The sequence below is a fragment of the Acinetobacter populi genome, from assembly GCF_002174125.1.
Classification (GTDB): domain Bacteria; phylum Pseudomonadota; class Gammaproteobacteria; order Pseudomonadales; family Moraxellaceae; genus Acinetobacter; species Acinetobacter populi.
This window is the reverse complement of the sequence record NZ_NEXX01000002.1, coordinates 594,844-617,398: the sequence shown is the minus strand read 5'-3', so window position 1 is coordinate 617,398 and position 22,555 is coordinate 594,844. Positions and strand designations below refer to the sequence as shown.

Here is a 22,555-nt window from a genome sequence, read left to right as displayed (position 1 = left end):
AAATTCCAATGAAATCCCGTGCTGCCGTGGCTTTTGGCCCAGGACAACCTTTACAGATTGTAGAAGTCGATGTTGCTCCACCTCAAAAAGGTGAAGTATTGATTAAAATTACGCACACCGGTGTTTGCCATACCGATGCATTTACACTTTCCGGTGATGATCCTGAAGGAGTATTTCCTGCGATTCTGGGACATGAAGGTGCAGGGGTTGTGGTCGAAGTGGGTGAAGGCGTGACGAGTGTTAAACCCGGTGATCATGTGATTCCACTGTACACTGCCGAATGTGGTGAGTGTTTATTCTGTAAATCGGGCAAGACCAATCTTTGTGTGGCTGTACGTACGACACAGGGTAAAGGTGTCATGCCGGATGGCACGACTCGATTCTCTTATAATGGTGAGCCAATTTATCACTACATGGGTTGTTCGACATTTAGTGAATATACTGTGGTTGCAGAAGTTTCGCTGGCAAAGATCAATCCTGATGCCAATCCGGAGCAGGTGTGCTTGTTGGGTTGTGGGGTAACAACTGGGATCGGTGCAGTCCATAATACGGCAAAAGTGCAGGAAGGCGATTCGGTTGCAGTATTTGGCCTTGGAGGTATTGGTCTGGCGGTGGTACAGGGTGCACGTCAGGCCAAGGCTGGTCGCATTATTGTGGTTGATACCAATCCTGATAAATTTGAACTGGCCAAACAGTTCGGTGCGACAGATACTTTAAATCCAAAAGATTATGATCAGCCGATTCAGCAGGTGATTGTTGAGATGACTGGCTGGGGTGTTGATCATTCTTTCGAATGTATTGGCAATGTTAATGTCATGCGTTCGGCACTGGAATGTGCGCATCGTGGCTGGGGACAATCGGTAATTATTGGGGTAGCCGGTGCAGGGCAGGAAATTTCCACACGTCCATTCCAGTTGGTGACAGGGCGTAAATGGTTAGGTACGGCATTTGGTGGTGTCAAAGGACGTTCCCAGTTGCCGGGAATGGTAGAAGATGCCATGAAAGGTGAAATTCAGCTTGAACCTTTTGTCACGCATACCATGCCACTTGACCAGATTAATGAGGCTTTTGATTTGATGCACGAAGGGAAATCCATTCGTTCAGTGGTACATTTTTAAATATTAAAGTTAAAAAACAGGGAGCTTGTCCTCCCTGTTTTAGCTAGAAGAATTAAACGTTATCAAGCTTAAACCTGCGCTAGCGCCTGTTCCAGATCTGCAATTAAATCATCAATATGTTCAATGCCTACAGACAAACGCACCATATCTTCACTGACGCCCGCAGCTTTTAGTTCTGTTTCGTTTAACTGGCGGTGTGTGGTGGTGGCAGGGTGACATGCCAGACTTTTGGCATCACCAATATTTACCAATCGCGTAAACAGTTGCAGTGCATCAATAAAACGGGTGCCGCCGGCTTTGCCATCTTTTACCCCAAAAGAAAGAATTGCAGACGGTTTACCCTTGACGTATTTTTGTGCCAGTGCATGTTCGGGATGATCAGGTAGTCCAGCATAGTTGACCCAATTGACTTTGGCATGTTGTTTTAAATACTGGGCAACTTTCAAGGCATTTTCGGTATGGCGTTCTATACGCAAGGATAAGGTTTCCAGACCCTGTAAAATCAGAAATACACTCAAGGGGCTGATTGCTGCGCCGGTATTACGTAATGGAACCACACGGGCACGACCAATATAGGCTGCCTCACCCAGTGCCTCAACATAATTGACCCCATGATAGCTTGGATCAGGTGTATTCAAAACCTTGAAGCGTTCTGGATATTTACCCCAAGGGAATTTGCCACTATCCACAATGGCACCGCCAATACTATTACCATGTCCACCAATATATTTGGTCAGTGAATGCACCACAATATCGGCACCATACTCAAATGATTTTTGTAAGGCCGGTGTGGCAACGGTATTGTCGACCACGACCGGGACACCATATTCATGCGCAATGCTGGCAATGGCTTCCAGATCGATAATATTACCAAGTGGATTGCCAATAGATTCGACAAAAACCAGTTTGGTTTTATCATCGATCAATTGACGTAGGCTTTCTGGTTTTTGATAATCAAAAAAGCGTACTTCAATGCCCTGTTTAGGCAAAGTATGGGCAAATAAATTATAGGTGCCACCGTACAATGTCGATACTGATGCAATATTATCGCCGGCTTCGGTAATGGTTTGGATGGCATAGGTAATTGCTGCCATACCAGACGCCAGTGCCAACGCCCCGATTCCGCCTTCTAGTGCCGCAAGACGTTGTTCGAGTACTGCGGTGGTCGGATTGGTAATGCGAGTATAAATATTACCCGGTACTTTCAGGTCGAATAAATCGGCACCGTGCTGTGTATTATCAAATGCGTAGGACGTAGTTTGATAGATTGGTACAGCCACTGCCTTTGTGGTTGGTTCTGGGCTATAGCCTGCATGAATTGCCAGGGTTTCATCTTTATATGCCATGTTGTTTTTTCCATATATGTAGCAAAAGCCTGATTAAGCTAGCATAATTTTTGTCCTGATTGATGATGATAAAGAGATTAAGATATAAATTTTTAGCATAAGGCTTGAGGTTTTTACAGCGTCCTTTTTGCTTACAAAAACAGCAATGTTCAGATTGGGACTTTTCCTTTATGATCAAGATTCTACGATTTAATAATACATAACAATGCCATCTATTTATCAATTAAAACCTGCATTTCAAAATTTACTCCGACCCTTGGTTCGGGGACTGTATCGCTGCGGCATTACGGCAAATATGGTAACCGTGACGGCCATGTTGATTTCGGTGGGTCTAGCGTTCTGGATTTATCAGCATGTGCAAAGCCCTGATGGTTCGATTTTTTATTTTTTGTTATTGCCGGTCTGGATGCTGCTGCGTATGGCGATGAATGCCATAGATGGCATGCTGGCACGAGAATTTGCCCAGAAAAGTACCTTGGGTGCTTATCTCAACGAATTATGTGATGTGATCAGTGATACTGCACTCTATGCCTGTTTTTTTGCCTTTACTCTGATTGATCAAAAATTACTGGCACTGGTGATCCTATTGTCCATTCTCAGTGAATATGCCGGTGTTATGGCACCTTTGATTGGGGCAACACGCCGTTATGACGGGCCGATGGGGAAAAGTGATCGTGCATTTATATTTAGTCTGCTGGCTATTGTGATCGCCTTTATCCCGAGTGTAATGCAGAAATATCCGGCATTGAACATCGATAGACTCGATAATGTGATTAATGGTCTGTTGCTATTTATTTTATTACTTTTGCTGGTGACAATTTTTAACCGTATCAGGTACGGTATTCAAAATAGTAGAAAGATTGATCACTAGAAAAAATATTGCGTTTTAAAGGAATCATTTATGTATCAAAACACACAGCATACGTTTAATAGCCATGATGGCATTGCTTTATTTTATCAACATTGGCAAAGGGATCGGGCATCCGATACGGATAAAAAGGCGATTGTCATGTTGCATCGTGGTCATGAGCATTCTGGTCGAATGGCCCATTTGGTCGAAGAATTACAATTAGCCGAATTTGATTTTTTTGCATGGGATGCCAGAGGACATGGACAATCGCCCGGTGAAAGAGGCAATGCGCCGAGCTTTTCTGCTTGTGTGAAAGATATCCAGTATTTTGTGCAACATATTCAGGATAAATATCAGATTAAAGCTGAAAATATTGCAGTGATCGGACAAAGTGTTGGGGCAGTGTTGGCGGCGACTTGGGTACATGATTATGCACCGCAAATTCGTGCCTTATGTTTGGCTTCACCAGCATTTGATATCAAGCTTTATGTGCCCTTTGCCCGTGCGGGTTTGACTGCATTAAACAAATTGCGTGGTAATTTTTTCATTACCAGCTATGTCAAAGCCGCGATGCTGACCCATGATGTCGAACGGGCACAGCAATATGATAATGATCCACAGATTGCCAAAGCCATATCGGTGCGTATGCTCTTGGGTTTATATGCTGCGGCAGATCGAGTGGTGGCAGATGCACAGAACATTTTTGTGCCGACACAGGTGCTTTGTTCGGGATCGGATTTTGTGGTAGAGCGAAAACCTCAACAACAATTTTATGAGAAATTACCGCATCCCAAAAAAGAATGGCATGTACTAGAAGGCTTTTATCACGATACTTTAGGCGAAAAAGACCGCCATTTGGCGCTTGAAAAAATTCGTCGTTTTATTCTGGCAAATTTTGCTGAAAGTTTTCAGCCACCGCAGCTTCTCGATGCCGATAAAATTGGTGCAAGTTGTGCAATTGCTGAGGAAATTTCTACACCCTTGCCAAAAAATTCGATTAAACATGCATTCTGGCAATTGACCAAAGCCAATTTAAAACTGGGCAGCAAGTTTTCCAAAGGGTTGAAAATCGGTGAGCAAACCGGATATGACTCCGGTTCGACACTAGATTTTGTCTATCGGGATCAACTGGAAAGTCCCAATCCGATTGGCAAGCTGATTGACTGGCAATATTTGCAGGCTATCGGCTGGCGTGGTATTCGGGTGCGTAAACAAAACCTTGAAGTATTGTTGAAAAAATATGCTGTGAATATTCAGGCCCAAGGCAAGGATTTACGCATACTGGATATTGCCGCCGGACATGGCCGCTACATTCTCGATGCTGTAGCAAATCTGCAACAACCACCTGCGTCGATTTTGCTGCGGGATTATAGTGCGCTCAATGTTGAGGCCGGACAGCAGTTAATCCGACAGCGACAGCTTGAGCATCTGGCGCAATTTCAGCAGGGCGATGCCTTTGATACTGCTTCACTGGCTGCCATTGAACCTCGACCCAATCTGGCAGTCGTGTCCGGTTTATATGAGCTATTTGCCGATAATACCTTATTAAATCAATCGTTAACTGGACTGGCACAGGCAATTCCTAAAGGTGGCTATTTGATTTATACCGGACAAATCTGGCATCCACAGCAGGAATTTATTGCCCGAGCTTTAACTTCACACCGTCAGGGACAGGCATGGGTGATGCGTTTACGGTCTCAGGCCGAGATCGATGCGCTGGTTGAACATGCTGGCTTTAAAAAAATTGACCAATGTATTGACGAATTTGGTATTTTTACCGTTTCTGTTGCACAGCGTCTATAAAGACAACATTTTTTAAGGTAGCGGTTTTATGCTGATCAATAAGCCACAACGTGGTGTCTGGCTGTATGGTGTACTCTGGCTCTGTTTTTTGGCACCATTTTTCTTCCTCAGTTATGGTTTTGCCAATCAATATGCCAGCGGGCTCAAGGATGTGCCGGTCATTGTATTTGCATGGGAGCAGTATATTCCACTTTGGGCATGGACTATTGTGCCTTATTGGTCGATTGATTTGTTTTATGGCTTATCGCTGATTCTTTGCCTGAGTAAACACGAATTACGGCAACAGGTATTGCGGCTGCTATCGGCACAAATCATTGCCATTACATGTTTTTTATTATTTCCCTTGCGCTTTAGTTTTGAACGCCCGGAGTTAGATGGATTTTTTGGGCTCTGGTTTGATGTGTTGATGGGCTTTGACAAGCCATTTAATCAGGCACCTTCACTGCATATTATTTTGCTGGTCATTATATGGGATTTTTATCGTCGGCATGTCACGGCAAAGTGGCGTTGGCTGGTACATGGCTGGTCAGTGCTAATCGGCTTATCGGTATTAACCACATGGCAACATCATTTTATTGATATTCCGACCGGGCTCTTGGTGGGTGCATTATGTTTATGGTTATTTCCCTTGCAGGGTTTTTCACCATTACGTATCGGACGACAATCTTTTACGACCAAACATTTAAAGCTGGGCATATTTTACCTGTGCGCTGCACTGGGTTTGGCTGCATTAGCCTATAGTATTCAGTCTTGGGCGCTATGGTTATTTTATCCGGCGATGTCCTTGTTGTTGGTGGCGCAGGCTTATCTATTACGACAACCTACGGTGTTTCAGAAACAACCTGATGGCCGCTTAACTGTGGCAAGTTATCTGTTATTGTCTCCCTATTTGCTTTTTGCGTGGATGAATAGCCGATTGTGGACCAGAAAACATGCCGAAGATTCCTTTATCTTAAAACATAATAATATTGAAATTTATCTGGGCAGAATCCCGACCCAGCAACATGCCAGACAATATCAGGCACTATTCGATTGTTGTGCAGAATTGCCGCATCACAAAGTTGAACATCAATGTTATGAGGCATTTTATAGTCTGGATTTAATTCCAATTCAGCATCAACAGTTTCCCGAAGCGGTGGCGAGATTCAATCATATTATGCGGCACATGACGCAACAGACCAAAAACAGTCAGACTCAACAGCAGCAAACTCAGAAAGTATTGATTTATTGTGCTTTGGGTTATTCCCGTAGCTGTAGTATTTTAATTGCATGGTTAATTGATCAGGGCATTGTTGCTTCGCCACAACAGGGTTTAGCCTTGGTTCAGCAACAACGTCCGTGGGTGGTATTAAAACCTGCACATTTATCAGAACTGGAACAATGGCAGAAACAACATGAACCAAACACTTTCTCCATTTAAGGTGGTGTTGGCATTAACCGCAAGTAGTACATCAATATTATGGGCAAGTTATGTTCTGCTGGTACTTGCTTTTTTGATCATGTTATTGACCAATTTGAATATTTTGGCACTACTTATCATCTTTGCGGCAAGCATCCAGCATTATCTGTATATTCGTGTCCAGTTTGATCGACAGTTATTACAACAGGTGATTCAATCAGCAGATGCGCTCCATGCCCAGACTGAACAACTGGATCAGGCATTACTGGATTTAAAGCTGATTTCATCGAAAAAAAGCGGGCGAATTTGGACAGTACGCTTAACCGGAATATTAAGACTGTTTAAACTGCAATGTGTGGTGTTGGCAATCCAGTTGATATTATTGGTTGGCATGATTTGCCTTGGGGCACGATAAACGCAGTACACAAAAATACGCAGATTCAAGCGCAAATACAAAAGAGGCAAAACGGTCATGAAGCACAACCCGTCCAAAATAATCAACTATCTTGCGCGTGGCGTGGCATTTTTAATGCGTCGTTCGGTACGTTTGCTGACTGGCGCAAGAAGTTTATGGCTGGGTTGCAAACCGGAATTGAAACAGCGGATTTATTATGCCAATCATAACAGTCATATTGATTTTGTTTTGTTATGGTCATCTCTACCGACGTCGATTCGTCGGCAAACCCGTCCTGTGGCGGCCTCTGATTATTGGCAAAGTAATGCGTTAAGGCAGTTTCTGATTCAGGATGTGTTTCACGGCATTACCATTGCCAGACATCGGGAATCTGGTCAGGACCCTTTACAGCCGGTTATTGACGCACTAAATGATGGTGATTCGGTGATTTTTTTCCCGGAAGGCACACGTAATCTGGATGAAGATCAGATTCTGTTGCCCTTTAAAAGTGGCTTATTCCATTTAAGTCAACGATTTCCCGAGGTCGAACTGGTGCCAGTGTGGATTACCAACCTCAATCGTGTCATGCCAAAAGGCGCATTTATTCCATTGCCGTTATTGTCAACGGTCGCTTTTGGTACGCCACTGGATACGCAGCATTTGCCAGATAAGACTGCATTTTTACATCGTGCCGAGCAACAATTACTGGCCTTACAAGAGGTTGAGAATCAATGAATTATAGTCATGGACAATTGACCTCTTTATTATTTATTTCGGTCACGATTATTCTAGTGATTGCTTCGACCATTGGTCATCTGCTTAAACAACGGGTCAAGCAGCAACCGCATGCTGTGATTGATAATCTCAATGCCCGCATTAATGCATGGTGGGCCATGCTTGTTATTTTGGGCGCAGCAATTTTACTCGGCAAAACCGCTTTAATTGTTTTATTTGCCTTAATTTCACTGTTTGCCTTACGGGAATTTATTACCTTATTACCGACGCGACGAGGCGATTATCTGGCTTTATTGATCGCCTTTTATTTTGTCATTCCGTATCAATATTATTTGATCTACATTGACTGGTACGGCTTATACTCGATTTTTATTCCGCTCTATGTCTTTTTGCTGATTCCGATTGCCACCTTGAAACAGGAAGACACCACCCGTTTTCTGGAGCGCAGTGCCAAAATCCAGTGGGGGCTAATGGTTTCAGTATTCTGTATTTCCCATGTGCCGGCATTATTAAATTTAAAGGTGTATGGTTTTACTGGCGATAAAATTTGGCTTGCGATCTGGCTGATCATGGTGGTACAGGTGTCTGATGTGTTGCAGTATGTCTGTGGCAAATTGTTCGGCAAACACAAAGTTGCACCTGTACTTAGTCCATCAAAAACCATAGAAGGTTTGTTGGGTGGGATATTTCTGGCGACTTTACTGGGGATGGCATTGCATTGGTTGACACCTTTTAATCTCTGGCAAGCGGGATTAATTGGTTTTATCGTCTGTATTTTTGGCTTCTTTGGCGGTCTGGTGATGTCTGCCATTAAGCGGGATCGTGGCGTAAAAGACTGGGGACATTTGATTCAGGGACATGGCGGTATGTTGGATCGTATTGATTCTATTTGTTTTGCTGCACCAGTGTATTTCCATATTTTAAGATATTGGTGGGGTTAAATAGGAGAGGCAAGGGTAGGGATTGATCTCATTTTGCTTATATTTCATAACTCCTGACGGGATTCACGTAGAAAAAGCGGCGTAACATTGTTTTTGAATAGATGAATTTAATTCATGCTAAAATGAGCAACTTTCAACGATTCCAATGCCAGCCGAGATTAGCCAGCTATGTCCACTGCCTATAAGCCGCAAACTGCGCCCAAAGCCTTGTTTGATTATGACAAGTATTGGGCATCATGTTTTGAGCCAGCCCCATTCTTACCAATGTCACGGGAAGAAATGGATATGCTGGGCTGGGATGCCTGTGATTTTATTCTGGTCTGTGGCGATGCTTATATTGACCATCCATCTTTCTGTTCCGGGGTGATTGGGCGTGCCATTGAAGCACAGGGTTTTCGGGTTGGTATTATCGCTCAGCCGGACTGGACTTCGGCAGATGCGTTTAAGGCGCTGGGTAAACCGACCATTGCCTATGGTGTGACAGCCGGCAATATGGATTCGATGATCAACCGCTATACCGCAGATCGTAAAATCCGTTCCGATGATGCCTATTCTCCCAATAATGAGGCCAACCGTCGTCCGGATCGTGCAGCAACCGTGTATTGTCAGCGTTGCCGTGAGGCATATCCGGATGTGCCGATTATTCTTGGTGGTATCGAAGGCAGTTTACGCCGCATTGCACATTACGATTATTGGTCGGATAAAGTGCGTCGTTCTATTTTGATGGATGCCAAACCTGATTTGCTGGTATATGGCAATGGCGAACGTGCCATTATTGAAATCATACATCGTCTGTCCAAGGGCGAAGCGGTCAAAAATATTGTTGATGTCCGTGGTACGGCATTTATTTTGAATAAATCCAGTCGTGAATTAAAAGCTGGATTTATCGAGATCGACAGTAATGATGTGGATGTTGTGGGTCGGGTTGATCCGATCATTAATCCCTATGTCATGACAGAAGATCTGGATGGTTGCGAGATTGAAAAAGATAAAGGCAATAATCTGGCGCAATATCAGGATTTTCAAAAAGAATTGGTGAGTAATCCAATTGTCAAGGCCGGCGATGAACTGGCAGAAGATACCCAGATTGTGCAACTTAAAGCTGCACCGTCAAAAGCCATCAAGCATAAATTACCACCACGGGAACTTGCCGTGATCCGACTGCCTGCGTTTGAACAGGTCGCAAATGATCGGATATTGTATGCACATGCCAACCGCATTTTGCATCTGGAAACCAATCCCGGCAATGCACGGGCGCTGGTACAACGACATGGGGATCGTGATGTCTGGCTGAATCCACCGCCAATTCCACTAACCACAGAAGAAATGGATTATGTGTTTGACCTGCCTTATGCACGTCTGCCACATCCATCCTATGGCGATGCCAGATTCCCTGCGTTTGATATGATCAAGTTTTCTGTCAATATCATGCGTGGCTGCTTTGGCGGTTGTACTTTTTGTTCGATTACCGAACATGAAGGCCGGATTATCCAGAATCGTTCAGAAGAATCGATTTTGCGTGAAGTGGAAAAAATTCGTGATACCGCACCGCAGTTTACCGGGATTATTTCCGATCTGGGTGGCCCGACTGCAAACATGTACCGCCTGCATTGCAAAGATTCAGAGATTGAAAAGAATTGTCGTAAGCCATCCTGTGTTTATCCGGGTGTTTGTCAAAACTTACATACCGATCATGCACCTTTAACCCAGCTTTATCAAAAAGCCCGTGCGCTTAAAGGCATTAAAAAGATTTTGATTGGTTCCGGTCTGCGTTACGATCTGGCCGTCTTAAATCCAGAATATGTCAAGGAGTTGGTGCAGCATCATGTGGGCGGTTATTTAAAAATTGCACCGGAACATACCGAGCAGGGGCCATTGTCTAAGATGATGAAACCCGGAATTGGTACTTATGACCGTTTTAAACAGATGTTTGATCGCTTTAGTAAAGAGGTGGGTAAAGAGCAATATTTGATTCCTTACTTTATTGCTGCTCATCCGGGCACTACCGATTATGACATGATGAATCTGGCCATTTGGTTAAAGAAAAATGGTTTCCGCGCCGATCAGGTGCAAACCTTCTATCCTTCCCCAATGGCAACCGCTTCGACCATGTATTACACCCATAAAAATCCATTGGCGCGTGTTACAAGATACAGTGAAGATGTGGATATTGTAAAAGGTGAAAAGCGTCGTCGTTTACATAAGGCTTTCTTGCGTTATCACGATCCAAATAACTGGCCATTATTGCGTGAAGCCTTAAAAGAGATGGGGCGGGAAGACTTGATTGGAAATTCAAAACAGCATTTGATTCCGACCTATCAACCGCAAGGTACAGGGGATTATCAATCTGCACGTAAGAAAAATTCCAGCAAGGCTGGCGATTCGGTCAAGCGCACCAGTGAAAATGCCGTTCGCTACCAAACCAAACAACCGAAAAAAGGTAAGGTTTTAACCCAGCATACCGGATTGCCACCTAGAGAAAGTGGACAGCGTAAACGTCCTGCCAAAACTTCGGGACGATGATTTTAAACAGAGAATTTTAAGTAGATCGTTTTAATTATGTCGTTCATTCGGTATTAAAAACAAAAACTCGGGATCATTGCCCGAGTTTTTTATATTCTGTTATACGATTAAGCTTGATCCAACACCTGTTTGGCCTGTGCTTTATCAATATCTTTTTCCCATGAAGCAATCACAACAGTGGCGACACAGTTACCAATCAGGTTGGTGCAGGCACGGACAATTCCGATAAACCAGTCGACAGAAAGCAGTAACACCAGACCAATTGCAGGTAAGCTTGGAATCACCGATAAGGTCGCAGCCAGAATCACCAGTGCAGACCCCGGAATGCCGTGTGCACCTTTTGATGTGATCAACGATACCAGTAAAATGGCAGCCAAATGGCTAAAACTTAAATCGATATTACAAGCCTGTGCAATAAAGATGACACCCAGGGTCAGATAGATGGAAAATCCGTCTAGATTAAAAGAATAACCTGTAGGGATCACCAGACCGACTGTAGAGTTTTTGATTCCCAAAGCACGAAGTTTATTCATAATCTGTGGGAGGACAGAATCGGAAGATGCTGTTCCCAAAACGATGGTAAGCTCTTCTTTAAAATATTTGATAAATTTAAAGATATTAAAGCCAGCTAGTTTTAAGATACTGCCTAAAACCACAACGATAAAGAATAAACAGGTCGCATAGAATAAAAAGACCAATGCGCCCAATTGCACCAATGAACTTACACCAAATTTTGCAGTGGTATAAGCAACCGAACCTAAAACCCCCAAAGGTGCTAGTTTAATGATCAGTCCCATGGCTTTAAATAAAATTTCAGAAACTGATTCGATAAATGTTTTGGCTGGCTCTGCGACATGCTTGGGAACCAGTAACATGCTGACACCGAATAAAATAGCAATCACCAGCACTTGTAAAATATCGCCTTTGGTGAACGCATCAAATACAGTTTTTGGAATCAAATGCAATAAAAAGTCTGATGCGGAAGCCAATTCCTGTGCTCGCTCGGTATAGGTAGCGAGATCTTTTCCATCGAGTGTGGAAATATCGATATTCATACCGACACCGGGTTTGAATATATAGGCGACTGCAATGCCTAAAAATAATGCAATTGTAGTAACAACCTCAAAATAAAGAATGGTTTTTGCACCAACACGACCCATTTTCTTAACGTCATCTGCACCAAAAATACCCAAAACAACAACACAGAATACGATAGGTGCGATTAGCATTTTGATAAGAGATATAAAACCATCCCCCAATGGTTTTAATGCGAGTGCGAAATCATGTGCGACAATTCCCAGAATGACCCCCAAAATGAGCGCAAGGACCACCTGTGCAAATAGGCTTTTTTTAAGTATCGATAACATTGATGATCTCTGTATGGCAAGTTGTATCCGCTTTGTAAGCAATAAACACACCATAACAGTGCGATTTTTGCATTACTTATTCAATATATAGATATAGAATGAGAAATACACTATTGTTAATTATTTATGACCTGACATTTTAAGGTATGAATTTAGAGAGGGCGTCGCTTTAAATTCATACTTATCAACATGACGGTTTATTGAGAAGAGAGAAAACCCTCTCTTTAAAATGCAGGGAAATAAAGGATAGTCACCTATTAAATTACATAATATTTTGATTTTTAAATATTAAATTATGAGTTTGTATTGTATGGGATGAATGGAGATTTAACGTTTCTCTTTTAAGCAGAGTCATAGGATTTGTAAAATACCTGCCCCTTTCTCAAATTGAATCTGTTCGGGGGTAGAGTTTTTATAAATGGCATAGACCGTTGATCACAAAGCAGAATTAAGGTTTGATCTGATGCCGTTTTTTCCATTTTCGTAGCACACTCCAGCGCCAGAAAATATGTGTAAGTACATAAAATAATACAGCGAAGATTAAGGCTTCAATCATCAAGCCAGAGAGTAAAATTTTGGCTAGGCTACAATCAACATGACCATGCCCCAAATTTGTGATCCAATGTTCGATTTGATGTAATACACCTAAAATCATTTCCTTATTAATCATATGGACATGATAAATCTTACTTCCCAGCCAAAAACCCAGATATAAAATCGGAATGATGGTCAATGGATTACTGAGCCAAGCCAGCGCAAGTCCAATTGGTAAATTAACTTCCAAAAAAATTGCAGCAACCGCAATAAAGACACTATGAAAAGGAATTGGCAACAAACCAAAAAAAGTGCCGATAAACACTGCTTTGGCAATGGATTTACGATTGACATACCAAATCAGTGGATTCGTTGCATGTTTGCCAAAAAGACGCATAAATTTTAAATTGGACACACGATCGGCAGAAGGGAGCCAAGACTGTAAGAATTGTTTTGCCATGTGTGCTGTCTTTGTGCCAGTGTCTCAATATGAAGAAGAATTATCCGATAAGTATAACTTTTCTTCAGCAATTATGTCATAGGGTATGATGTATAAAATGGGGACGATCATAAAAAAGACAAGAGTAAATAGATGTCTTGTCTTTTTAATTTTACTGGATGTACAGAATCAGGAGGGTTAATTATCGGTCAACATGATCTACAAATCTGGCGATGTCTACTAATGCCTGTTTTGCTTGCTCTACCCAATGGTTAAACATATGAAAATTATGCCACATACCAGGATAAATCGATAAAGTTGCCTTACCACCAGCCTGATCAACATATTCTTTTAATCGTTTGGCATCATCGAGTAAAATTTCTTTACTTCCGACCTGAATCAGGATTTCAGGTAAACCGCTTAAATTGGCAAAGAGAGGAGACACATAGGGTTCATCGATACTGCTATCGTCGGTAATATAATACTCGATGCCCTGTTTTAATAACTGTTCTGAAAGTAAGGCATCCTGTTTGGCATTAAACTTCAAAGACTCACCACTTAAAGATAAATCCAGCCAAGGCGACATCAGGATTAAACCACTTGGCAACGGTAATTTTTCATCCCGTAATTTTAAACACAGTGCCAGTGCCAGATTCCCGCCACAGGAATCCCCCGATAAGGTAATGTCTTTGGGCTCAATCCCCTGTTGTAAAATTTCCAGATATGCAGCAAACAGCAAATCAAGCGCATAAGGGAATGGGTGTTCGGGGGCCAGTGGATAGTCCAGATGTAACACCTGTGCTTTGGTATACGTGACCAGATCAGACATCAGCCCACGATGACTGTCCAGACCACCGAGAAAAAAAGCACCGCCATGGATATGGAAAATCATTTGTGTCGGTGCTTCATTACGAATCTTGATTTCTTCACATGACATACCGGCTAGATGAAGTTTTTTGAAATGCAAGGAACGATTGACAGGCAGTAATTTACTTGCAGGGACAAGTAGCTTACGTAAGGTAATGGCAGAGAGCCCTTGTTCACTAGGAAATTTCAGGGTTGCTTTTAATATTTTTTCGATTGCAAAAGTTCGGAATTGTGAGGTTTTTGGCATAAATCAATCCATAAAAGTGACTAATTATTCATAAAAATACCCCATATCATTACATTTATAAACCCAAAATCCATGTCATAAATTTGTTATTATTTTATAGTTGACCACAGGAAACGATAAATAAGGACTGTTTCATGAAAAAACTATCATTATTGCTGCTTACAACTGCATTCACAACCACAAGCGTTTTTGCTGCCGATGTATTAAATAATAGCGAATGGAAAACCATTGATGATGAAACTGGTAAACCGAAGGCTTTGGTAAGTTTTAAACAACAAGCCAATGGTACGTTTACCGCCACCATCAGTAAATCTTTAGATCCAAATGTTGAAAAAGGCTGTAATACCTGCGCTGGTGCCTTAAAAGGTAAACCGCTTGAAGGTGTCACCATCGTGCGTAATTTAAAAGCTGTGTCAGCTGGTAAATATGATGGCGGCACAATTTTAGATCCAAAATCGGGTAAGACCTATAAAATGAAAGCCGAGGTATCACCAGACGGTAAAAAACTGCAAGTACGAGGTTATATCGGTATTTCTGCACTAGGACGCAACCAGACTTGGTTGCGTGCCAATTAACACACTCTGTTAAATGTGTCATGCTGAAGAATATCAGGTATTCTTCAGCCATGGCATGAATATGTAAACCAACACCTAAATAAATGCCATACTCAGAGTATCCATTCATATTGTGAATTTTTCCAGAGAGAGTAGATATGTGTTGCTTTATTCGTAACATCCAGTAGTATAAAGAAAAAATAATGCAGCTAATGTTTTGAGTGCTTCTATATTTAAAAAACCTATATCAATTCGTTAAAGTTAATTTACTGAAAATAGCAAACAGGTTGTCATCTCATATTGAACCACCTATAACTTTATTCTAATTATGTAGATATCAAGTACAATATTTTAGAATGATAACAAATACTACACAATATGAAATTAAGATTAACGGAATAAAAATATTGTTTACATATTTAAGGACAAAGTATGTGTCAAATTTTGACGGAAGATATTTTGTAAAAACAGAAAAATTCTTTGAGAATGACAAAATTTGTCATAAAAACAGCTCAAAATGGTTAAAAACAAGAAGAATATAGATTTTTATACGAAAAAAACGCTATTTTGATCACATTTATTAAAATATTATGCGACATATATCACATTTTAAATGATTTATTTTTATACCAATCACTATTGTATTGGTAGAGTTACGATGAACAAGATTTATAAAATTATCTGGAACGAGGTCACTCGCACCTGGGTCGCAGTATCTGAGATTAGTAAAAGTAGAGGAAAACGCAGTTCTGGCGTTCGTATCGCCAGTGTAGCAGGTGTGTTGATGGGGCTGGCTGTACCTACGATGGCAACCAGTGCCGACTTCGTGGTAGGCGGTAATATGGAAATTGTAGGTGGCAATAGTGGGCTTACCTGTGCACGTCCAACTGGTGGTACGTGGACATGCCAGATCCCCAATGGCAATGGCGGCTTCGCCACCATCAGCGGCATCACTGCCACGACTGGTAGTGATGCTGTGACTGCTGCATCGACTTGGGCGGCAAGCAATCTTAACACTGGTGCCATTGCTCTGGGCGATACGAATACAGTAGCCAGTGGACAGTATTCAACTGCGATTGGCGCTGGTGCCAGTGCAGCCGGAGATCATGCAATTGCGATTGGTAATAGTGCTGAGGCCAATGGTCTGAATGGGCTGTCCATTGGCATAGAAGCCGGGGTAGGTACAACAGGTGATGGCAACACTGCCATTGGTAATTTTTCCGGGACAGATGTCGATGGGGAGATGAACCTGATGCTGGGCAATTCTGCTGGCTACGGTCTGGTTGGCGATTTTAATGTAGCCAATGGTCTGGGTGCACTACAGTTCGCGGAGGGTAATGATAACGTCGCCAGTGGCTCGGGAGCATTGGAGGGTATACAGGGTGATAATAATGTAGGTATTGGGTTATCCGCTGGTTCAGGCATTGTGGGCAGTGGCAATATCGCTACTGGCTTGGGTTCAGGTGCTTTTACAGAAGGCGATAATAACCTCGTATCAGGTACATTTGCGGGCACCTTCATTGAAGGAAGCAATAACGTTGCATTGGGCACTTCTGCTGGCACAGGCTATTGGGTGAATGATGTAGGTCAACTTATTGACAAAAATGGTAATGTTGTCACTGGTACGCCATCAGTGGAATTGAATGACACCGTGGCGATTGGTAATAAAGCTATTGTCGGTGCCGATCAAACGGTTGCGATTGGTAATAGTGCACAGGCTTTAGGTGTCAGCTCTGTTTCAATAGGTGATAAAACTGGTATTAATAGTACAGGAATAAGTAATACTGCTTTGGGTTCATCTTCTGGTACGAATGTTACTGGAGATGCCAATATTTCTATTGGTAGTACGGGAAATTATGTTACAGGGAATAGTAATATTGCATTGGGTACCGCTGGTACAGGTGATTCTGTTACAGGTGATGGCAATGTCGTGATAGGGGGGTATTTTAGTGGTCATATGGTTAGTGGAAATAATAATGTAGCTTTAGGCGGGATAACAACAGGTATGTATGTCACCGGTGATGACAATATTGCCATGGGATCAAATGCTGGTTCCAGTATTAGAGCCAATAAAACATTAAGCTTAGGTGTTTCATCCAATGCAAATGCAGAAGAAGCAGTAGCAATTGGTGCAGATTCACAGGTTTCTGTCGAAAAAGGTATTGCATTGGGCAGTGGTTCGATTGCCAATACCGCAGCGGGTATTGATGGATATGTGCCAGAGAATGCAACAGCAGCACAAAGCGATGCTATTAATTCAACCAAGAGTACTTTGGCTGCCTTAAGCATAGGTGATGCAGACAATGGTGAATTCCGTCAAATCACTGGCGTTGCAGCAGGCACCGATGATGACGATGCAGTGAATGTGGCGCAGTTAAAAGCCGCACAGGAAGCGGCCACCACCCATTTCTACAGCGTGGGCAGCACCGACGAAACCGCAGGCAACTACAACAACGATGGTGCTACAGGTACCAATGCATTGGCTGCCGGTGTAGGGGCAAGTGCAACCACAAATAGCAGCGTGGCCATCGGTAACTCGGCAAGTGTTGCGACGTCAAGTGACAATACTATTGTGGCTCAAAATGCCATTGCTATTGGTTCACAAGCCACAGCCGGAACAGAAAGTGCCATTGCCATTGGTAATCAGGCAAGTGTAAGCGCAACGATTGATTCGCGAAATGGTGTTGCCATTGGCGGTAAGTCCACCGTAACCGGAGAAAACGGTGTGGCTATTGGTGGTGGTGGCAATGGTACTGATAATGGTGCCGGTGCCAGTATGACCAATACGGCTGGCAAGGCATCCACAGCCATTGGCTTTGGTACCAACGCCAATATAGGTGGTACAGCGATCGGCTATGGTGCAACAGCCTCTGGGTCGACACTGTTTGGCAATGAATTGGGATACAACACAGCTTTGGGTTACAAGGCAAATGCTTCCAGCACTTTGGGGAGTGCATTGGCATTGGGTTCGTATTCTACTTCTTCTGCTGTTGGAGCAACCGCTGTTGGTAATAACACGAATGCCAGCGGTGCAGGTGCTGTGGCATTAGGTGGATCGGCTTATACAGGTAAGGGCGCAAGTGCAAGTGCCAACGGTGCCATTGCGATTGGCGGTAGTTCAACTACGGGCACGACAGCCGGTGCGCTGGCCAGCAAAACCAATGCCATTGCCATTGGTACAGGCGCGCAGGCAACGGGCACAAGCAGCATCAGTATTGGTACAGGCAATATCGTTATCGGCGACAATAGTGGCGCGATTGGTGATCCATCCACTGTGAGTGGATCTGGTAGTTATAGCTATGGTAATGACAATACGGTAGAGGCCGATGAAGCGGGTATTTTGGGTAATGATGGTACATTAACTGCCGATGCAGATGGCAGTCGCATTATTGGTAATGACACAACCATTTCTGGCGAAAACAGCTTCAGTGTGGGCAATGACAATACAATTGACAATACCAATACTTATGTATTGGGTAGCAATGTAACAACAACGCAAGACAATTCGGTTGTTTTGGGCAATGCTTCGACGGATCGTGAGGCAACTACCGTTGACAGTGGCACCATTAATGGCGTGACCTACGATTATGCCGGTGCAGGTGATCCGAGCTACGGTGTGGTGAGCGTGGGTGCAGAGGGTGCAGAACGCCAGATTGTCAACGTGGCAGCGGGTGAAGTCAGTGCAGATAGCACCGATGCGGTGAATGGCAGTCAACTGTATGCCACCAATCAGGCGATTGAAGCAGCGACTACACATTACTACAGCGTTAATGATGACGGCGTGACTGGCGGCAACTACGATAATGATGGCGCTACAGGTGTTAATGCATTGGCTGCCGGTGTGGGCGCAGTTGCGAGTGGTGATAATGCCATCAGCATTGGTGCCAATACTGTCAGTGGCAGCGAGAGTAGTGCAATTGGACAAAATAATATAATTGACGGTAGTTATTCTAATGTGCTTGGACAGAGTAATACTGTAGTTGAAAATGCAGAAGGTTCTATTCTTGGTAGTGGTAATTACATTGCAGGTTATGGTGTAGCTGTTGGCAATAGCAATAGCATTTCAGGGAGCCGGAGTGCTGCTTATGGCAATAACAATACGATTGCCTCGAATAGTTCACATGCGATTGGTAATGGGAATGAGTTGTCAGATGAGACTGGTAAATACCTGTTTGTTAGCGGTGAGCAAAATGACGTAAGCGGTTCAGGCAACTATGGCGCAATAGTTTCAGGTGGTTTAAATGAAATCAATGGTGAAAATAATCAATTCATTGAAGAAATTGGTTATGAGAATACCGTTGCAGGCAATGAGAATGACAGTTTAAGCCTGATTGGCCGTAACAATACCATCGACGGTGATGACAACAGCATGATCAGCCTGCTGGGTAATGCCAATACCATTGAAGGCGATAGCAATAACCTGGTGAGTGTGGTTGGTAATGAGAACACGGTTAATGGCAATGAAAACAGTCTGACCAGCGTAATTGGTAGTGGAAATACCCTTGAAAATACCACCGATGTCAGTGTGATTGGTGACACCAATACAGTGACAGATTCGACTCTGGTTGCGGTTACCGGTAGCCAAGTCGATGTGAGCGGTGCTAAAGCCACATTGGTCACAGGTTATGAGATTGCGGTTGAAGGTGGCAGTAATAATATCATTCAGGGCATGGGTCTTGGTATAAACAATGCGACGTCCAGCGTGATTCTAAGCGATGGCGGTACCGTGGTTGGTGATCTGGACGGTGTGGTGCTGATTGGTAAAGACGCCAGCGTTACTGAATCTGGAGGCGTTGCTTTAGGTAGTGGTTCAGTTGCCAATACAGCAGCGGGTGTTGATGGATATGTGCCAGAGAGTGCAACAGCTGAACAAAGAGAAGCAATTCTGGCAACTATGGCTATGAATGCAGCGGTAGATGTGGGTAGTCGTCAAATCACTGGAGTCGCCGCAGGTACGGAAGATGATGATGCAGTCAATGTATCGCAGTTAAAAGCGGTATCAGAAAGTGCTAATGCAGGATGGAATGTAACGGATGCTAATGGTAATACCGCAAATATCGGTCCGGATGGTGAAGTTGCATTTGTATCGGGTAATAGTAATTTGACAGTGGAACAGACTGGTGCCAATGATGAAGGTGAGATTGAAATTACCCTGAGCAATGATTTGGATTTGACTGCTGATGGTAGTGTAACGACTGGTCAAACTGTATTGGATAATGCTGGCGTAACAATAGGTAGTGATGTAGAGCTAAATAGTACTGGTCTGACCATTAATAATGGTCCAAGTGTGACCACAGAAGGTATTGATGCAGGGCTTCTACAGATTAGCAATGTTGCTAATGCAACAAATGATTATGATGCAGTGAATTTATCACAAATTAAAGCCTTATCCATGAATTTTATTGGCCTTAATAGTGGTGTTTCAGCTGGTAATTATACATTTACACCGTGGGCAGATGGTGCCAGTAATTCGATTTCATTTGAAGCAGGTGATGGTTTAAAACTTGAAGTTAATGGTTCAACATTCACTTTCTCGGTAGATGAGGACAGTGATCTTTATCAAAACTTAAAAGGTGAAACCGGTGCGACAGGAGCAACAGGTTCCCAAGGCGAAACCGGTGCTACAGGCGCGACAGGTTCCCAAGGTGAAACCGGTGCCACAGGCGCAACAGGTTCTCAAGGTGAAACTGGTGCCACAGGCGCAACAGGCTCTCAAGGTGAAACTGGTGCTACAGGCGCGACAGGCTCCCAAGGCGAAACTGGTGCTACAGGCGCAACAGGCTCCCAAGGTGAAACCGGTGYGACAGGTGCGACAGGTCCACAAGGTGAAACTGGTGCTACAGGCGCGACAGGCTCCCAAGGTGAAACCGGTGTGACAGGTGCGACAGGTTCCCAAGGTGAAACTGGTGCCACAGGCGCGACAGGTTCCCAAGGCGAAACCGGTGTTACAGGCGCGACAGGTTCACAAGGTGAAACTGGTGCCACAGGCGCGACAGGCTCCCAAGGTGAAACCGGTGCGACAGGAGCAACAGGTTCTCAAGGTGAAACTGGTGCCACAGGCGCAACAGGTTCCCAAGGTGAAACCGGTGCCACAGGCGCAACAGGTTCCCAAGGTGAAACCGGTGCCACAGGCGCAACAGGTTCTCAAGGTGAAACTGGTGCTACAGGCGCGACAGGTTCTCAAGGTGAAACCGGTGCCACAGGCGCGACAGGTTCCCAAGGTTCAGGTACATCAGGCGAATTTATTGTTGCGACAGATGAGGCCAGTAAAGAAATCACAGTTGATGACAGTAATAATCATCTAAACATTGTAGGTGATGGTCAGAATATTGAGACTTCGGTTGCTGATGACAATACCGTAAAAGTTGTACTAGCAGATGATATTAAGGTCAATAGTGTTGATGCTCAAACTGTAACAGCAGAAACCGTCAATGCAGATAATGTACTTGCCAATGACCAGATTGGTATCGTTAATGGTCCAAGCTTATCTACAACGGGTATTGATGCAGCAGATCAAAAAGTTACCAATGTTGAGAATGGTACAGTAAGTGCAGATTCTAAAGATGCAGTGAATGGTAGTCAGTTATATGATTATGCCGAAGGTGTGAAAAATATTATTGGTGGTACGACAACTTATAATGCAGAAACTGGCCAATACACCAATACCAATATTGGTGGTACAGGTAAAGACAATATCAATGATGCGATTGGTGCTGCAAAAACCGAGGTTAAAGCTGGCGATAATATGACTGTAACATCGACTACAGGTGCAGATGGTCAGACGGTTTATGAAGTTGCAACTGCTAAGGATGTGACGTTTGATTCAGTCACCTCTAGTACTGTAACTGCTGATACCGTGACTGTTGGTAATGTGGTGATTGATCAGTCAGGTATTAATGCCGGTGATCAAAAAGTTACCAATGTGGCAGCAGGAACAGTGTCTTCTACGTCCACAGATGTTGTGAATGGTAGCCAGTTATATGGTTATGCCGAAGGTGTGAAAAACATTATTGGTGGTACGACAACTTATAATGCAGAAACCGGTCAATACACCAACACCAATATTGGTGGTACAGGTAAAGACAATATCAATGATGCCATTGGTGCAGTGAATGACAGCGTAACCAATTTAGGTAATCGTATTGATAATGTGTTCTATCAAACCAACAAGCGTATTGATCAGGTAGATAAAGAAGCCAAAGCTGGTATTGCATCAGCCATGGCAATGGAAGCAGCACCATTTGTTGCAGGTAAATTGACCTATGCAGTTGGTGCAGCCCATCATGGTGGTGAGCAGGCAGTTGGTGCGACTTTACGTAAAACCGCTGATAATGGACGTTGGTCGATTACTGGTGGTGTTGCAACAGCAACCGAAGGTGATCCAAGCTTCCGTATCGGTATCAGCGGTGTAATTGATTAATTCCACAAGACACGCGGA

The 22,555-nt window shown here is 43.5% G+C and carries 14 protein-coding genes; 10 read left to right on the top strand and 4 right to left on the bottom strand.

All coding sequences use genetic code 11. From position 1 onward, the window contains the following. Positions 1 to 8: 8 nt before the first annotated feature. Positions 9 to 1,118 carry an S-(hydroxymethyl)glutathione dehydrogenase/class III alcohol dehydrogenase gene (locus tag CAP51_RS08975; protein WP_087620387.1) on the top strand — a complete coding sequence of 370 codons (1,110 nt, stop codon included), beginning with the start codon at positions 9 to 11 and terminating at the stop codon, positions 1,116 to 1,118. Positions 1,119 to 1,186: 68 nt separating this feature from the next. Here CAP51_RS08975 and CAP51_RS08970 read toward each other — a convergent pair whose 3' ends face one another. Continuing rightward, positions 1,187 to 2,464 carry an O-acetylhomoserine aminocarboxypropyltransferase/cysteine synthase family protein gene (locus CAP51_RS08970; RefSeq protein WP_087620386.1) on the bottom strand — a complete coding sequence of 426 codons (1,278 nt, stop codon included), beginning with the start codon at positions 2,462 to 2,464 and terminating at the stop codon, positions 1,187 to 1,189. 205 nt (positions 2,465 to 2,669) lie between these two features. Here CAP51_RS08970 and CAP51_RS08965 point away from each other — a divergent pair, with 205 nt between their 5' ends. The 7 genes from CAP51_RS08965 to CAP51_RS08935 all read left to right on the top strand — a co-directional run bounded on the left by CAP51_RS08965 (position 2,670) and on the right by CAP51_RS08935 (position 11,109). Then, entirely contained in the window at positions 2,670 to 3,335 is a 666-nt protein-coding gene (locus CAP51_RS08965) for a CDP-alcohol phosphatidyltransferase family protein (protein ID WP_087620385.1), read from the top strand. 30 nt (positions 3,336 to 3,365) lie between these two features. Further along, positions 3,366 to 5,117 (top strand): bifunctional alpha/beta hydrolase/class I SAM-dependent methyltransferase, encoded by a 1,752-nt coding sequence (locus tag CAP51_RS08960; RefSeq protein WP_087620384.1) that lies wholly within the window; start codon positions 3,366 to 3,368, stop codon positions 5,115 to 5,117. 28 nt (positions 5,118 to 5,145) lie between these two features. Next, positions 5,146 to 6,537 (top strand): phosphatase PAP2/dual specificity phosphatase family protein, encoded by a 1,392-nt coding sequence (locus CAP51_RS08955; RefSeq protein ID WP_087620383.1) that lies wholly within the window; start codon positions 5,146 to 5,148, stop codon positions 6,535 to 6,537. After that, a complete protein-coding gene (locus CAP51_RS08950; protein ID WP_087620382.1) occupies positions 6,512 to 6,931 on the top strand; it encodes a hypothetical protein in 420 nt (139 codons plus the stop codon). The genes CAP51_RS08955 and CAP51_RS08950 overlap by 26 nt, the downstream gene beginning before the upstream one ends. A gap of 57 nt (positions 6,932 to 6,988) precedes the next feature. Continuing rightward, a complete protein-coding gene (locus CAP51_RS08945; RefSeq protein WP_087620381.1) occupies positions 6,989 to 7,645 on the top strand; it encodes a lysophospholipid acyltransferase family protein in 657 nt (218 codons plus the stop codon). After that, positions 7,642 to 8,586 carry a phosphatidate cytidylyltransferase gene (locus CAP51_RS08940; protein ID WP_087620380.1) on the top strand — a complete coding sequence of 315 codons (945 nt, stop codon included), beginning with the start codon at positions 7,642 to 7,644 and terminating at the stop codon, positions 8,584 to 8,586. The genes CAP51_RS08945 and CAP51_RS08940 overlap by 4 nt, the downstream gene beginning before the upstream one ends. Positions 8,587 to 8,754: 168 nt before the next feature. Next, positions 8,755 to 11,109 carry a YgiQ family radical SAM protein gene (locus CAP51_RS08935; RefSeq protein WP_087620379.1) on the top strand — a complete coding sequence of 785 codons (2,355 nt, stop codon included), beginning with the start codon at positions 8,755 to 8,757 and terminating at the stop codon, positions 11,107 to 11,109. A 107-nt stretch (positions 11,110 to 11,216) separates the two neighbouring features. Here the strand turns inward: CAP51_RS08935 and dctA are convergent, their stop codons facing one another. From dctA to CAP51_RS08920, 3 genes are all read right to left on the bottom strand, one after another. Then, positions 11,217 to 12,476 (bottom strand): C4-dicarboxylate transporter DctA, encoded by a 1,260-nt coding sequence (dctA, locus tag CAP51_RS08930; protein ID WP_087620378.1) that lies wholly within the window; start codon positions 12,474 to 12,476, stop codon positions 11,217 to 11,219. Positions 12,477 to 12,924: 448 nt separating this feature from the next. Next, entirely contained in the window at positions 12,925 to 13,470 is a 546-nt protein-coding gene (locus tag CAP51_RS08925; protein WP_087620377.1) for a DUF2062 domain-containing protein, read from the bottom strand. A 181-nt stretch (positions 13,471 to 13,651) separates the two neighbouring features. Beyond that, entirely contained in the window at positions 13,652 to 14,563 is a 912-nt protein-coding gene (locus tag CAP51_RS08920; protein ID WP_087620376.1) for an alpha/beta hydrolase, read from the bottom strand. A 134-nt stretch (positions 14,564 to 14,697) separates the two neighbouring features. On the opposite strand from CAP51_RS08920, the gene CAP51_RS08915 reads away from it, so the two are divergent. Then, the gene (locus CAP51_RS08915) at positions 14,698 to 15,138 is read left to right on the top strand and encodes a DUF2147 domain-containing protein (protein WP_087620375.1); all 441 of its coding nucleotides are present in this window, start codon (positions 14,698 to 14,700) and stop codon (positions 15,136 to 15,138) included. 637 nt (positions 15,139 to 15,775) lie between these two features. Then, positions 15,776 to 22,537, top strand: coding sequence for an ESPR-type extended signal peptide-containing protein (locus tag CAP51_RS17340; protein WP_171294758.1), 6,762 nt, complete (start codon positions 15,776 to 15,778; stop codon positions 22,535 to 22,537). Positions 22,538 to 22,555 lie beyond the last annotated feature (18 nt).

Excerpts from the sequence above, each read along its gene's own strand:
- CAP51_RS08940 (WP_087620380.1), top strand. The coding sequence starts at position 7,642 with ATGAATTATAGTCATGGACAATTGACCTCTTTATTATTTATTTCGGTC.
- CAP51_RS08915 (WP_087620375.1), top strand. The coding sequence starts at position 14,698 with ATGAAAAAACTATCATTATTGCTGCTTACAACTGCATTCACAACCACA.
- CAP51_RS08960 (WP_087620384.1), top strand. The coding sequence starts at position 3,366 with ATGTATCAAAACACACAGCATACGTTTAATAGCCATGATGGCATTGCT.
- CAP51_RS08925 (WP_087620377.1), bottom strand. The coding sequence starts at position 13,470 with ATGGCAAAACAATTCTTACAGTCTTGGCTCCCTTCTGCCGATCGTGTG.
- CAP51_RS08975 (WP_087620387.1), top strand. The coding sequence starts at position 9 with ATGAAATCCCGTGCTGCCGTGGCTTTTGGCCCAGGACAACCTTTACAG.
- CAP51_RS08965 (WP_087620385.1), top strand. The coding sequence starts at position 2,670 with ATGCCATCTATTTATCAATTAAAACCTGCATTTCAAAATTTACTCCGA.
- CAP51_RS08935 (WP_087620379.1), top strand. The coding sequence starts at position 8,755 with ATGTCCACTGCCTATAAGCCGCAAACTGCGCCCAAAGCCTTGTTTGAT.
- CAP51_RS08955 (WP_087620383.1), top strand. The coding sequence starts at position 5,146 with ATGCTGATCAATAAGCCACAACGTGGTGTCTGGCTGTATGGTGTACTC.
- CAP51_RS08945 (WP_087620381.1), top strand. The coding sequence starts at position 6,989 with ATGAAGCACAACCCGTCCAAAATAATCAACTATCTTGCGCGTGGCGTG.
- CAP51_RS08950 (WP_087620382.1), top strand. The coding sequence starts at position 6,512 with ATGAACCAAACACTTTCTCCATTTAAGGTGGTGTTGGCATTAACCGCA.
- CAP51_RS08970 (WP_087620386.1), bottom strand. The coding sequence starts at position 2,464 with ATGGCATATAAAGATGAAACCCTGGCAATTCATGCAGGCTATAGCCCA.
- CAP51_RS08920 (WP_087620376.1), bottom strand. The coding sequence starts at position 14,563 with ATGCCAAAAACCTCACAATTCCGAACTTTTGCAATCGAAAAAATATTA.
- dctA (WP_087620378.1), bottom strand. The coding sequence starts at position 12,476 with ATGTTATCGATACTTAAAAAAAGCCTATTTGCACAGGTGGTCCTTGCG.